Origin of the sequence: Methanobacterium sp. BRmetb2, from assembly GCA_003491285.1 — an archaeon.
GTDB lineage: Archaea > Methanobacteriota > Methanobacteria > Methanobacteriales > Methanobacteriaceae > UBA117.
Window position 1 is genome coordinate 1,440,017 of sequence record CP022705.1, and the last position, 13,743, is coordinate 1,453,759.

14 protein-coding genes are annotated in these 13,743 nt (G+C 33.6%); 5 read left to right on the forward strand and 9 right to left on the reverse strand.

The annotated features are described in order from the left end of the window. Positions 1–76 precede the first annotated feature (76 nt). A complete protein-coding gene (locus tag CIT01_07200) occupies positions 77–979 on the forward strand; it encodes an EamA family transporter (protein AXV38000.1) in 903 nt (300 codons plus the stop codon). A gap of 10 nt (positions 980–989) precedes the next feature. Here CIT01_07200 and CIT01_07205 read toward each other — a convergent pair whose 3' ends face one another. The 4 genes from CIT01_07205 to CIT01_07220 form a co-directional block, all read right to left on the reverse strand. After that, positions 990–2,282, reverse strand: coding sequence for an ATP-dependent RNA helicase (locus CIT01_07205; GenBank protein AXV38001.1), 1,293 nt, complete (start codon positions 2,280–2,282; stop codon positions 990–992). Positions 2,283–2,487: 205 nt separating this feature from the next. Next, positions 2,488–3,264 (reverse strand): metallophosphoesterase, encoded by a 777-nt coding sequence (locus CIT01_07210; GenBank protein ID AXV38756.1) that lies wholly within the window; start codon positions 3,262–3,264, stop codon positions 2,488–2,490. Between the two features lie 46 nt (positions 3,265–3,310). Continuing rightward, positions 3,311–3,865 (reverse strand): thymidylate kinase, encoded by a 555-nt coding sequence (locus CIT01_07215; GenBank protein ID AXV38002.1) that lies wholly within the window; start codon positions 3,863–3,865, stop codon positions 3,311–3,313. Between the two features lie 32 nt (positions 3,866–3,897). Next, a complete protein-coding gene (locus CIT01_07220) occupies positions 3,898–4,551 on the reverse strand; it encodes a phosphatidate cytidylyltransferase (GenBank protein AXV38003.1) in 654 nt (217 codons plus the stop codon). A gap of 139 nt (positions 4,552–4,690) precedes the next feature. Here CIT01_07220 and CIT01_07225 point away from each other — a divergent pair, with 139 nt between their 5' ends. Continuing rightward, positions 4,691–5,566, forward strand: a complete 876-nt coding sequence (locus CIT01_07225; protein AXV38004.1) for a hypothetical protein — start codon at positions 4,691–4,693, stop codon at positions 5,564–5,566. 92 nt (positions 5,567–5,658) lie between these two features. Further along, positions 5,659–6,903 carry a hypothetical protein gene (locus CIT01_07230; protein AXV38005.1) on the forward strand — a complete coding sequence of 415 codons (1,245 nt, stop codon included), beginning with the start codon at positions 5,659–5,661 and terminating at the stop codon, positions 6,901–6,903. A gap of 45 nt (positions 6,904–6,948) precedes the next feature. On the opposite strand, the gene CIT01_07235 is transcribed toward CIT01_07230, so the two are convergent. Beyond that, positions 6,949–7,956 carry a methyltransferase gene (locus CIT01_07235; protein AXV38006.1) on the reverse strand — a complete coding sequence of 336 codons (1,008 nt, stop codon included), beginning with the start codon at positions 7,954–7,956 and terminating at the stop codon, positions 6,949–6,951. Between the two features lie 254 nt (positions 7,957–8,210). Here CIT01_07235 and CIT01_07240 point away from each other — a divergent pair, with 254 nt between their 5' ends. Both CIT01_07240 and CIT01_07245 read left to right on the forward strand, forming a co-directional pair. Next, positions 8,211–9,623 carry a secretion protein gene (locus tag CIT01_07240; protein AXV38757.1) on the forward strand — a complete coding sequence of 471 codons (1,413 nt, stop codon included), beginning with the start codon at positions 8,211–8,213 and terminating at the stop codon, positions 9,621–9,623. Positions 9,624–9,638: 15 nt separating this feature from the next. After that, the gene (locus tag CIT01_07245) at positions 9,639–10,652 is read left to right on the forward strand and encodes a type II secretion protein F (GenBank protein AXV38007.1); all 1,014 of its coding nucleotides are present in this window, start codon (positions 9,639–9,641) and stop codon (positions 10,650–10,652) included. 97 nt (positions 10,653–10,749) lie between these two features. Here CIT01_07245 and CIT01_07250 read toward each other — a convergent pair whose 3' ends face one another. The 4 genes from CIT01_07250 to CIT01_07265 form a co-directional block, all read right to left on the reverse strand. Then, positions 10,750–11,718, reverse strand: coding sequence for an ATP-binding protein (locus CIT01_07250; GenBank protein ID AXV38008.1), 969 nt, complete (start codon positions 11,716–11,718; stop codon positions 10,750–10,752). Between the two features lie 27 nt (positions 11,719–11,745). Further along, positions 11,746–12,534, reverse strand: coding sequence for a cobalt ECF transporter T component CbiQ (gene cbiQ, locus CIT01_07255; protein ID AXV38009.1), 789 nt, complete (start codon positions 12,532–12,534; stop codon positions 11,746–11,748). 95 nt (positions 12,535–12,629) lie between these two features. Beyond that, on the reverse strand, positions 12,630–12,932 hold the full coding sequence (locus tag CIT01_07260) for a cobalamin biosynthesis protein CbiN (protein ID AXV38010.1): 303 nt from the start codon (positions 12,930–12,932) through the stop codon (positions 12,630–12,632). Then, positions 12,929–13,576, reverse strand: a complete 648-nt coding sequence (locus CIT01_07265) for a cobalamin biosynthesis protein CbiM (protein ID AXV38011.1) — start codon at positions 13,574–13,576, stop codon at positions 12,929–12,931. The genes CIT01_07260 and CIT01_07265 overlap by 4 nt, the downstream gene beginning before the upstream one ends. Positions 13,577–13,743: the final 167 nt, after the last annotated feature.

Sequence of the window (13,743 nt, forward strand, 5' to 3'; positions counted from 1 at the left end):
ATCCTTTCAACTTGCATATTATCAAAAATCTTTTCTAAAATAATATTAATCTTTATAATAATGTTAATGGTGGAATATGAATCGTTTTTGGGGATATTTCAGTGCATTGATGGTGGCATTATTATTTGGAGTATGGTTTTCTTTAGATAAAATATTATTAAATTATTTGAATCCCTTTGCTCTAGCGGCATTAACATATGTTATTGCATCTATATTTTTGTTTTTCATTTGTTTTTCTCCTTTAAATCAAAGGATATTAAATGTAATGCATCAGAATGCTGAGGTTGAAAAATATATTAACCGAAAAGACTATTCTATATTATTTTTGACTGCGATTTTTGGCTCGGTATTGGCTCCGGCCATTTATTTAAATGGTCTTAATCAGATAAGTGCAGTAAATGCTGCTCTTCTGGCGAACGTAGAGATTTTGTTTATTATTATTGTGGGAGTTTTCTTTTTAAAAGAAAAAGTAACTTCGAAAGATATTTTAGGTTTTTTATTTATTCTGATTGGGGCTATCTTTTTAAGTACGAATAATTTACAAGAACTAGCACTTGATCCTACGTTATATGGAAGTTTATTTGTTATAGTTGCAGCATTTTTCTGGAGTTTGGATACTAGTTTAAGTAAATTTTTAAGCAAAAAAGAAAATATAATTTTTGTAACAGCCGTAAAATGCGCAATCGGTGGGTTTATTCTACTAATTTCATCGTTAGTGATGGGATTGAATTTGACACTACCTCTGGAAGTAATTCCTCTTTTACTATTTATTAGCATGGTATGTGTTAGCTTTTCACTGGTTTTAATATATTTTGCCATACGAGAAATAGGATCAACACGAACTGGATCAATATTTGCTCTCAGTTCACTATTTGGAGCTATAATCGCATTTTTTGTCCTTGGCGAACCTTTAGCTTTAACCCAATTACTGTTCGGTATTCTGATGTTGGCTGGGGTTTTAATATTATATAAAAAGTAAAAAAATTAATTTATTCTTCCTTCATAACCCTTTTTAAAAGAGCTGCAGATATCTCAACAGAATTATATCCAATTTCAATTAATCCTTCCACCATATGAACATATTTATTAAGATCTTCTTCTTCAATACTGTTTTTAATTTTCTCCAGTAGCAGGTTCTTCTTGATTTTTTCTATATCTTTAATTGAGGGTATCTTTTCCTGTTTAATCTTGGTTTTAGTATATCTCTGGATATCCCTTAATTTATATATCTCTTTACCGGAAACAAATGTGAAGGCATTTCCTTTTTTCCCGGCCCGGCCGGTTCTTCCGATTCTGTGCACGTAATATTCATCATCATTGGGAACATCATAGTTAAAAACAGCTTCCACGTCAGGTACGTCTATTCCACGGGCTGCTACGTCAGTTGCGACCAAAATATCAATTTTTCCATTTCTAAATTTGGACATAACCGAGTCTCTTTGTCGCTGACTTAAATCACCATGAATACCACCCACCAGATAACCACGGGTTTCCAGATCTCTTACCAGTCGGTCGACTCTCCTTTTAGTGTTACAAAATACCAGAGCCAGGTTAATGTCATGGATATCCAGAAGTCGGGACAAAACCTCTAACTTCATTTTATCTTTAACTTCATAGTAGGTCTGATTGATTTTAGGCACGGTGAGTTTGTGATGGGCTACTTTTAATAATTCGGGATTACTTTGATATTTTTTGGTTAACCGTAAAATAACCTTGGACATGGTGGCTGAAAAAAGGAGAGTCTGTCTTCGGTGCGGTATTTCTTTTAATATAAATTCTATATCATCTCTAAAACCCATGTCTAACATTTCATCTGCTTCATCTAAAACTACTCTTTCAACTCCAGTCAAATCCAGGGTACCTCTTTGCATATGATCCATGACTCTGCCAGGGGTTCCTATAATTAGATGGACTCCTTTTTTTAGGGATTTTATTTGACGGTTTATAGGTTGGCCACCATAGATAGGCAGTATTCTGATTTTTTTCATATGTTTTGAAAGTTTTCTAAGCTCTTCTGCTACTTGTATTGCCAGTTCACGAGTAGGACATAAGATTATGGCTTGTGGCGATTTATCTTCCGGGTAAATCTCTTCTAATATAGGTATTCCAAAAGCTGCTGTCTTTCCAGTACCGGTCTGTGCCTGTCCAATAATATCCTTACCTTCCAATGCTTTTGGAATGGCAAGAGATTGTATTGGACTTGGTTCTTCATATCCTAAATCTTCAATTGCTTGTTTAATTTCAAAAGAAATATTCATATCTTTAAATTGTATTTTATCCATTTTATCTTCCTTATCTATAAATTAAGATTCTTATAATCAATTATTTAGCACCGATTTTTTAAAAGAAATTAAAAATTAGCTGAAAATAATTAAAAATAGACTTTTTATGATATTATGGTATTTATTACATTTAAAATCTACTATTAAAATCAAATTTTAGTATAAAAATATTAGAACTTGGATTTTTAAATTTAATTAAAGTGCATTAATTCAAATATTTAACCATCTTCATAATATCCCTGGCATTTGTTATAGTTCTCTCTAAATCAAGTTTAACGTAGGCTTTTTTCCCCCTGCTGAAACTTGAAGATACTATTAATTGATTTTTACCAATTAATTTAGCCCCATCTACTGGAGTATGCCCCACTATCATGGCCCTACACCCAACATTTTTCAAGAAGGTTTCAATCTCTTTTTTATCATAATCACCATATCTATTCCATAAAAGTTCTTCCAACATAGGATTATTAGAATAACCTGCATCAGTTATCCTAATTATATCTTTAACATTATGAACGTAATTTGTAGGTCCTGCATGGCTTATGAAGACTTTGTTTTTAGTTTTAACTGCTAAGGGAAGCTTTTTAAAAAAATTTACATATTCATCTAATTTTTCTCTGCATCTGTTTCCATAGTGCCCTTTTAGTAAGATCTCAAAATTTGAACTTTGATTTTCACAGGCCTTATAAACAGGCACATTTGTTATAGCTGCCCATTCATGATTACCTAAAAGAACATGAAAGTTTTTATAATTCTCAAAATTGAATTTCACAGATTCTAATACTTCAATTGATTTATCATTTTTACGGCCCAAACTGTGGATGAAATCACCAGTTATAACTAAATGGTTTTGATTTTCATTTAAATTATCCCAAATATCCATTAATTGATTAAAATCAGCAAGATTACCATGAATATCAGTTATTATAATGGCTAAACCTTTTTTGGGTAACTCTATTAAGTCTCCATTATTGTTATGCATAACGATTATAGTGTTATATTGTTCATATGTTGTAAATTTTTTGGGGTTATTTATCATCTAAAATTGAATTTATCTTATTTTGAACCTCATCAATACTACCAGACGTATTTATTACATGCCATTTTTTTGTTAATTGAAGAGCTTTTTTTCTCACTTTAATTAGATCTTCCAGATTTTCAAATATTTCTTCGTTTTCACGCTTTTTTAATCGCTGTAGTGCTTCTTTAGGGTTAATTTCTAGGAAAAACATATAATCTGAGCTAGGTAAAAATGTGACGAAAATGTTATAGAATAATTTAGCCAATGGAAGTGGCAGATAGGCTACACCCATAAGATATCTAACAAATATAACTGTGTCAGCTTTACCATAATATAAACGAACTGATCTTATAACGTCTAGAGCGTAATAAAATGATGTTTTTAATTTATTTACTTTTCCTCTTCCTAAAAGAGCATGCTTGGCTTTAACACCATAAGAATTATCATTGGAAGGGTGGCTTCTGAGGATTACACTGCCCTTTTTTTCGTATTTTTCTTTGAGTAGTTGGGCATGAGTGTCTTTACCTGCACCATCAAGTCCATCAATAACTATAAATCGCATAATACTACCTTTAATCCATTATTTCTATATAATCAGATCAGTGTTAATATCAAATAAGTTCCCACTGCAGAAAAACAAGCAGTTAAATTATCCAATCCTTTTGGAGTTATTCCTTCGAAGATAGTTGCAACCAAAGCCACTACCATTAATACGAAAGGATTAATTGGAATAGTATAATAGGTTAATACTATGCCTAATGTTATTAAAAGGACTAAAAACATTGTTAGAGATCCTTCAAAGCTTTTTTCATCTCCAAATATATTATATTTTCTTTTTCCGTAATGTTCGCCTATGAGTGATGCTACTCCATCACCGTAAGACATGGCAGCAATACCAACTGCAATTATCCAGGGCTGGTCAAAAAAGAAAAATGCCAGAATAGTCCATGAAATCGCGTAATATACAAGTCCCAATCCATGCCCAGAACTAGAAATCTTATCTTTTAAATTCAAAGGACTGTGGGGACTCATTAAATAAGTAAGAATGATGAAAGGTGCTGCAGCCAGAAAGGTCATAACCCACCAAGTGTCAAAGAGTGGAAGAATGAATAAAACATTCCCCACCATGATATGTAGAAACTTCCTGCTGAATTTGGGATATTTATTAAGTACCTTTTCAGATATAATGATCAAGATCAATACATATAAGTATACAAATGCAAGTCCCATTACATCATTGATTGTCATAAAATTTTGTAGTTTTCTTATAGTATAAGATAATTATGATTTATTTCTTCTAAGTGAAAATTGATTTATTAAATTCAATTTTATAGTTTAAAGGATAGATTATCACATATATCAATATAATATTAATAGTGTTGATAAAATGAAGGAAGAATCAAAAATTGGCTTATCCAATAAAATCTTGATGTTAACCCTATTTTTATTCATTTTATTCGCTGTGGATTATACTGGATTTTCCTTAAATATTCAAATCATGAACTACCCGGGGATGTTCATGATCATGGCTTTTTTGGATACTTTAATTTTATCTTATGTAATTTTAAATTCAAAAGAGTATGGTTTCGGACTTATTTTACGGATTTTTTTAGTATTTTATACTTTAAAGACACTTTTAGTTGGAATGGAAGCATTATATCTTACCCATATATTGTCTTGGACAGTTACTCAGAAATTATTAATAAACGGAGCAATAACTGCTTTTATTTATAGCGGGGCTGCTGTAGTTGTTCTAAGTAAAACAGAAAAATCAGACAATTCAAAAGCCGAAAAGTCTAAAGATGATATCAAAAAATCTTTAAAAGACTTTATAAATTTTACGGGCATTGTAACTACATTTGGAAAGATTATATTGGCTGGTGGAGTCTGGACTTTATTATATATCATTTTTGGAGCTTTTCTTTTTAAAGATATTGCTCTATTAATAAATGCAACTACGACCCTTCAGTATCTTAACGAATTTGGGCAAATATTACCACTATCTCTGATTTTCCAGTTTTTAAGGGGAATTGTATGGGTTATTTTATCTCTTCCCATAATTTATACTATTAAAGGGGGCTTAGCTAAAAGGGCAGCTATCACTGGATTGGTTTTTTCTATTTTAATGGCAACTACTCTTCTAATACCAACTCAACTACCATTTTTCATACAAACCGCATATTTTATAGAACTATTCTTTGCTGATTTCCTATTTGGAGTTATTGTAGTTATTATTTTCTTTTTTAAACGAAAAAAAAGTTAAAAACGATTTTTTTGTTATTTATAAAACTGGACATCAAATATAAATAATACTTTTTATAGAATAGTTAATATTAAGGAATGGATGGGATTTGATTGTTGGATCTTCTTATAGCGTGTTTATTAGGTGTTTTGTGCGGTACTTTGACTGGTCTAATTCCAGGTATTCATGTAAATACTGCGGGGGCCTTTATATTTGCATCATCACCTTTTTTATTAAATTCATTGTCCCCTGAATTTTTATGCGTTTTACTCTTTTCCATGTCTATAGCCCACGCTCTTTTAGAATTCATACCTTCAACTTTTCTGGGCGTTCCTGAGGAAGGAACAGTTTTATCAATTTTACCCGGCCATGCTCTTTTATTAGAGGGAAGAGGAAAAGAGTTAATACGATTGGTATCCTTGGGTGGATTTGGAGCTATCATTGTTACTATTTTGCTCTCACCCCTTTTTGTAATATTCATTCCACCAATTTACACATTTCTCAAACCCTACATATGGATATTGTTAATAATCGTTGTTAGCTCCATGATGATTCGAATGAATAAGAATTTCAGTTCTTTTTTCTGGTCTACTTTTTTATTTTTAATATCTGGAATTTTAGGATGGGTTATGTTGAATTCACCTGTATCATCCAATGTATCGCTACTGTGTATTTTCACCGGCCTTTTTGGTACAAGCACATTACTTTATAGTCTAAACGAGAGATCAGTTCTTCCATCACAAGATAAATATTATGATCTCATGATAAACAGCTCTATTTTAAGAGGAATCTTCGCTGGAGGAATTGCAGGAACTATAATGGGCTTTTTACCGGGACTTGGGCCGGCTCAAGGTAGTCTAATAGCTCAGGAGTTAAGCGGAGGAGGAGATGTATCAACTAATAAAGAAAGCTTTTTGGTTGCCATGAGTGGTGTTAACACCGCCGATGCACTATTTTCCATGATAGCGATCTATATGATTGGAAATCCAAGAAGTGGGATAGCAGTTTACATCTCTAAGATACTTTTAGACTTTAATTTATCTTATCTAATTCTCTTTATTTTTGTCTCAATCACTGCTGTTTCTATTTCCCTTTTTCTATGTCTAAAATTAGGAGATATTGTAAGTGAATATATCCAAAAATTAAATTATAAAAAATTATGCTGGACTACCATTATCTTCATGAGTTCATTAGTGGTCCTTTTTTCCATTATAGAACAAGTTAACATACTATTTATGGTACTGGTTTATATAACTTCAATTTCAATTGGCATACTTCCAAATGTTCTTGGAGTTAATAAATCCAATCTTATGGGAGTTTTAATTGTCCCTGCAGTAGTAGTGTATTTTTACATGTAAAATACTATTTACAATAAGTTTTCTAATTCTGCACCACCTATTAAATCAAATTATTATGATCTCTTGGCACAAAGTAGACAGAGATTTGACAAACTCCTGATTTTCAACTCCGGGAAAAGTATCTACTATCCCAATGTCAAATTTTTCATTTAAATCATTTACAAGGTCTCGAATATCCATACAATAAACTTCAAATTTATCCCCCGAAGCAATCAGACCATCTAATTGTCCCTTTGGATTAGTATTATTCATATTCACTAATCTTTCAACTGGGAATCCATTGACTTCCAGATTAATTAGTGTCATTTCAACTGCAGGGGGCCATATATCATTAAAAACAACTTTTTGGGCGTCGGATTTTAATGAAGCAATTCCTAGTGTCCCTGGACCGCAGGTACTGTCCAAAATTTTAGGAGAATCATATTTACTTTGAATTCTTAATATTTTTTCAATTTTAGGAGAATTTGAACGTGAAAACTCGATATGGATTTCTTTTTGATTTTTGTAAATACATATATTTCCAGAGGGTGATGGTACGATATCGCATCGCATATCACATCCTGATAGTAACTCATAAACATAAGAATCTGATCTGGAATCTTTTAAACCAACTGTTTTTTTAGGATCTCCTTTAAGAACACCTTTTACTTCTGGTACTTCTCTTAAAATTCTTTCAGCACATCCTTTTCCCATTTCATCGACAACAATTACTAATGATTTTTCTGGAAGATAGGGAATATATGGAGTAGGGTATCCTGGGGTAATAAGTGGTGTGCCTACCATTCTTAAAGTGGATTTGATTGATTTTAATCCTTCATCAATCATTATTTTAAGGATTTGGACCATTACGACGTCCATATGACGTTTTCCACAACCACATCTGCCTAAATTACTGTCAATTTTTTTAAGATCCATCTGGTCTTTCAATGGTTTAAATTTTTTGAGTTTAAAATCCTCACATTCAGCACAAGGTTGATAGAAGGAGGATATATTTTCAAGAACATCAGAGGCAATTTTGATGCAATTATTTCCACATTTACAACTTAATACCATATGCTTAAATATTTGTTATTTTATATAAATATATGAGCAATATGAAAGAAAAGCGAAAAGAAATACTTAAGGACCTTTTAGGGGAGTTCGGGTCTTCAGAAGAATCTGATGAAGATAGGGGAGAAGAATTGAATGATGAATTCGAACCTGAAAGGGAAAAGATGGAAGATATTCTATTCGGCGGTGAAGAAGAAGATACAGATATTGAAAAAGTAGTTAAGAAATCTTCTAGGCCTAAAAAGCGCATCAAGAAAATGACTGAAGATGTGAAAGCCGAAATAATAGAAGAAGGCCTTATTCCTAATTACAATGTAAGTGTTCCTAAATTTAGTGATCGAGAAAAACAGTTATTAACTGAAATCCGTGAAAAATTAGTTGAAGTTGCTGTAGCCAAAGGTGAGGAATTCAGATTAGATGAAAAAACTTTTGTTGGTGAAGTAAAAGAATTTCTAAGAACCAAGGGTGTAAGAAATATAGATAAACTTGCAGCACAAATTTCACAGGAAATGTTAGGATACGGTGAATTGGATCCAATGATCAAAGATGATGATCTAGAAGAAATTATGGTCATAGGAGTTAATAGACCTGTTTTTGTATATCACCGTAAAATAGGAATGATGGTTACTAATGTCTATTTTGAAGAAGATTCAGACATAAAAGCACTTATAGATCTTATTGCCCGACAAGTTAACCGAAGAATTGACCAACAAACTCCAATTTTGGATGCAAGGTTACCTGATGGGTCCCGGGTTAACGCAACTATTCCGCCGGTATCTGCTGATGGTTCAACATTAACTATACGGAAATTTAGATCAGATCCATTAACTGTTATTGATTTAATTAATTTTAAAACAATATCATCTCATTTGGCAGCATTTTTATGGGTATGTGTTGATGGAATGGGTGTAAAACCTTGTAATGCAATCATTGCCGGTGGTACAGGTTCTGGTAAAACCACCACATTAAATACCGTTGCGGCTTTTATACCTCCTCGAGAAAGGATTATAACTATTGAAGATACTTTAGAACTTCAATTACCTCACTTTCATGTACTGCGTATGGAAACTCGCCCACCCAACATAGAGGGGAAGGGTGAATTGGATATGGACACTCTAGTTAAAAATTCTCTAAGGCAAAGACCAGATCGAGTTATTGTAGGAGAAGTAAGAGGTAAAGAAGCAGTCACATTGTTCACAGCTATTAACACTGGACACTCTGGTTTTGGCACCCTTCACTCTAACACAGCAAGAGAAACAATTACACGTCTAACTAACTCTCCAATGAATGTTCCTCATATTATGATTCCTGCATTGGATTTCATAATAATGCAAAATCGAATGTATCGTACCGAAGGTGGATCATTAAGGAGGGTTACTGAAGTGGCCGAAGTTGTTGGAATGGAAGAAGGAAATGTTCAGTTAAACCGAGTATTCGAATGGAATAATGTTGCAGATAAAGTTGAATACATAGGTATTGCAAGTAATACTTTAAGATCAATAGCAGATCTAAGGGGAATAAGTATTACTGAGGTTGAAGAAGAAATCGAAAGAAGAAGATTGGTTTTAGAATTTATGGCTGATAAAAATATTCGATCCATTGAAGAAGTTGGTAAATGTATTCATAATTATTATAAGGATCCGGATGAAGTTTTAGAAAGAGTCCTATGATTTTTTGGTGATATAATGGTTTTAAGTGGTTTAAAAAAATTATTTGATAAAATAGGAGGAGTCACTCTCAATTCAAGTAAAAAAGTTGGAGAAGGTGTACAGGCTCCAGTGACTAGAATAGGGAACATAAAACCACGCCAAGCTTCTTCAAAAGTAATTAAACGAATGCGAATGACTCCGGAGGAGATAGACGTTTTTAAAGGACTAATTGAAGAAGAATATCAGGGTAAAGAAGAAAAAAAAGAAGAAAAAATACAAAAAGAATCCTTTGAAAAAGCTTCTCTCGAGGAAATCCTTAAAGAAGAAGAGAAAGAAGGATTGGATCCTAAATTTATCATGGCTATTGGTTTAACATCTTTTGTAATAATTCTTGTGGCCATGATTGCTTTAGGCTTTGGAATTACCATAGGATTAGTATTTGGTTTGATTATTTTTATGATGTCTATTGTTTTAGTATTTTTACCCAAATTAAAAAAAGGGGGCAGATCTGCTGAAGCTTCTAGAGAACTTCCTTATGCATTGAGGCAGATGGCAACTGAACTCAGAGCAGGGTTAGGGCTTCACGACAGCATGAGATCAGTGGCCATGTCTGGGTATGGTCCGCTTTCTGAAGAATTTGCAAGAACCCTGGAAGAGATAAAATATGGTGAAACTACTGAAAATGCTCTCATAGATATGAGTGAAAGAATAGAGTCAGACGGTCTAAAAAGGGCAGTTTATCAAATTACCCGGACTTTAAATAGTGGTGGGGATTTAGCGAAAACTCTAAATGTTATAGCCGAGGATATTGCTTATGAAATGCGGATGAAACTTAAGGATTATTCACAGAAATTAAACTCATTTACCATGATATACATGTTTGTGGCCATATTAGGTCCGGTTATATTACTCATTATGTTGATTGCTGCAGCAACTGTAATGGGGCCAGTAGTACCACCAATCATGATTTTAATTTTGTACTTATTCTTTTTCCCTTTAATTGTAGGGTTCATGGCTTTTATGATCAAGAGACTTGAGCCCAAGCTGTAGTATTCTAAAATAAATAATTTATAGTCTTATTATAAATAAAATAAAATTTAAAATAAAGTTCTAATTATACGAATTAGGAGGTATACGAATTAGAAAGTTAGTTATGTTCCTCGTCTCTGTGTTCTTCTTCCAGAATGTGTAACATCTCATGGTATTTTTTTTCACCTAGAGCATGCAGTAATTTGTGGTGGTATTTATCATGTACCAAGTGTAAAAGATTGTGGTATGTTTTCACTCCTAGCACATGTAATATTTCATGGTAAGCTTCTTCTACAGTTAACTTAATATTTACATTTGTTCCATTGTCTTTAAGAAGATGTAAGAGTTCAGCAGCCTTAGGTTGTTTTAAATGCGCATTTTTAAGGGTTTCTGGATCGTTGAATATGTCGTGAGGAGTGCCTTGTTTGATTATCTTTCCCTGATGTAGAACGAATATTTTGGTGGCAAATTCAGTAACCATTTCCACATCATGAGATGAGACAATAATACTCATGTTTTTTTGATTGAGATCATATAGGATATCCATTATTTGTTCCACGCCTTGAGGATCCAGTCCCGTGGTAGGTTCGTCCAGTACCATTATTTCTGGCTGCATAGCCAATATCCCTGCAATGGCAACCCTCTTTTTTTGACCTCCACTAAGATGATGTGGGGGTTTTTTTTCATATCCTTCCATCCCCACCACAGATAAAGATTCTGTTACACGTTTTTCCACTTCTTCGTCGGAAATTCCAAGGTTCATAGGTCCAAAAGCCACATCCTCCTCCACAGTAGGCGAAAAAAGCTGATCATCGGGGTTCTGAAATACCATACCAACTTTTTGTCTGATTTTTATAAGTTCCTCTTTCTTGTAACTGGCAGGTTTACCATCTATTTTAATCGTACCAGAGGTTGGTTGTAATATTCCATTAAAATGGGAAAATAAAGTAGACTTACCAGCACCATTAGGTCCAATAATGGCGGCTCGTTCACCCTCAAGTATTTCCAGGTTTATGTCTAGAAGAGCAGAAGTTCCGTCAGGGTAGGTAAAGTTCATGTTTTCTGTTTGTATAATTGGTTTTCTCATTGGAATTCCTCTAAAATAGGTAGATTGTTAAAGTACCAACATGTTTAATAGTTGTAAGGATGCGATTAGTATTAATGTTATCCCCATAAAAGCGAAATCTTTCTTGTCTAAGTTTACTTTGGATCGGTATATGCGAGTGTTATCTGAATAACCTCTAGACATCATACTTAAATAAACAGTTTCCCCTTGTTCAAATGCTCTTAGAAACATCATAGTTATAGTCTCTCCTACTTTTTTAAGTCTCCACTTGTAAGGAGTCTTTTTATTGAATATATCGAAACAACGGGTAGCCTGGGCATTTAAAATATTCATCAGTTGATCGTAGAAGAAAAACAAGTATCTGACAGTTAAATTTAAAAGCATGGCCAGCTGATGAGGAACTCCTAACTTCTGGGCAGATGCTACCAAATCTTGCATAGACGTTGATGAAGATAAAAATACAATGGAGGTAACTGATACAGTTACTCTAAAAAGAAGTAATGCTCCAAAATACACCCCATAATCTGTTATATGTAACCAGCCTAAGGGGCCAGTCCAGATAATATTACCTGGTTGAAAAAATGGTTGTATAAGGGCTATAAACCCTCCAAAAGGTAATATAAGTGCTATACGTTTTAACGCGTATTTGGGGCTTACATTGGATAATGAAATCAGGATTAAAATGTACATTTCCATTATAACCAAAATTATAAGGTTAGTACTGGAAACTGCGTATATTATGATTAGCATGGCAGATATTAGTTTTATCCGTCCGTCTAAATTATTCATGAAGCTTTCTTTACCAGCTTCTCTATCAATTTGGTCAAGTCCTTCCATACGTATATCTCAGTTAGTTTTATTTAAAAAATATATTATTTAATAAGTCTTAAAATAAGAAAAGTGGAGCTTGAAGAAAGCTCCTTTTTTTCAATCTATTTGGATCCGTTACCGTTCTTTTTGCTGAATATGGTTGCAATTCCGAACATCACCAGCAGAACCAATATGACTCCCACTATAAGGGCTGCAACTCCAGCCCAGGGATTATCCTCCATTCCAGGTATGGCGTAATCTGGTAATGGAGAGTTGTATACTGGTTCTGACTCAGGTACATCAAGGCTTCCTGCAGCACTTTCTAAACCATCAGGGTTGCTTGATGCCAAAAATGGCGCTAATATGGCGATTATTAAGGCAATTACAAGCCCTCCAATCACAAGGTTGCGGTTTTTTGTGTTCATTTTAATGCCTCCGGTTTTTTACTGCGAACCCAATCGGCTAACAGGTCAGGTCGTGCACTATCAATACCTAAAATCACCACTACACTGATAACACCTTCAATGACACCTATCACAGCGTGATATAATCCCATGAAGATAATTCCTTCTACTAATGGGAAAGTACCGGCTAGGGACATTTCAATGGCACAAGCTATAGCTGCTATGAATATTGATGCCCAAGCGGCAATGAAAATTGCAGGAACCCTTCCAATCCCTTTAAGAGCTTTATAACCATAGAATCCAATGAAACCACCAATTATTCCCATGTTGACAATGTTGGCTCCAAGAGCAGTCATTCCACCGTCTCCAAATATCAATCCTTGAAGTATCAGTACTATTGATAATACCAGCACTGCTGCCCATGGACTGAAAAATACAATCGCTATTAATGCAGCACCCACCATATGACCGCTGGTTCCCCAAGGTATGGGAACATTCATTGCTTGAATAGCAAATATACCTGCTGCTAAAACAGCGAGAAGAGGTATATTTTTTTCGTCCAAGTTTTCTCTGGCCCATTTAAGTGAATATCCCAGTGCTATTAAGGCGATGATCCAGTAAATTGCGCACTGCCATAATGGGATAAAACCATCTGGTATATGCATATTTAACCTCCTAATATTGTTGTTTTCTTTTCTTTTTTTTTTTTTATTTGAGTAAGGGATGATTAATTGAGTATTACTCAAACTTTAAAAAAAGGAGTTAAAGTAATACTTTAAACTCTTTTTAACCCTTAAAAAATCCTTTTATATAATATAATATAAATCTTTTG

Coding starts and splice junctions, on each gene's coding strand:
- CIT01_07245 (AXV38007.1), top strand. CDS start 9,639: ATGGTTTTAAGTGGTTTAAAAAAATTATTTGATAAAATAGGAGGAGTC.
- CIT01_07265 (AXV38011.1), bottom strand. CDS start 13,576: ATGCATATACCAGATGGTTTTATCCCATTATGGCAGTGCGCAATTTAC.
- CIT01_07250 (AXV38008.1), bottom strand. CDS start 11,718: ATGAGAAAACCAATTATACAAACAGAAAACATGAACTTTACCTACCCT.
- cbiQ (AXV38009.1), bottom strand. CDS start 12,534: ATGGAAGGACTTGACCAAATTGATAGAGAAGCTGGTAAAGAAAGCTTC.
- CIT01_07220 (AXV38003.1), bottom strand. CDS start 4,551: ATGACAATCAATGATGTAATGGGACTTGCATTTGTATACTTATATGTA.
- CIT01_07240 (AXV38757.1), top strand. CDS start 8,211: ATGACTGAAGATGTGAAAGCCGAAATAATAGAAGAAGGCCTTATTCCT.
- CIT01_07260 (AXV38010.1), bottom strand. CDS start 12,932: ATGAACACAAAAAACCGCAACCTTGTGATTGGAGGGCTTGTAATTGCC.
- CIT01_07225 (AXV38004.1), top strand. CDS start 4,691: ATGAAGGAAGAATCAAAAATTGGCTTATCCAATAAAATCTTGATGTTA.
- CIT01_07215 (AXV38002.1), bottom strand. CDS start 3,865: ATGCGATTTATAGTTATTGATGGACTTGATGGTGCAGGTAAAGACACT.
- CIT01_07235 (AXV38006.1), bottom strand. CDS start 7,956: ATGGTATTAAGTTGTAAATGTGGAAATAATTGCATCAAAATTGCCTCT.
- CIT01_07205 (AXV38001.1), bottom strand. CDS start 2,282: ATGGATAAAATACAATTTAAAGATATGAATATTTCTTTTGAAATTAAA.
- CIT01_07210 (AXV38756.1), bottom strand. CDS start 3,264: ATGCATAACAATAATGGAGACTTAATAGAGTTACCCAAAAAAGGTTTA.
- CIT01_07200 (AXV38000.1), top strand. CDS start 77: ATGAATCGTTTTTGGGGATATTTCAGTGCATTGATGGTGGCATTATTA.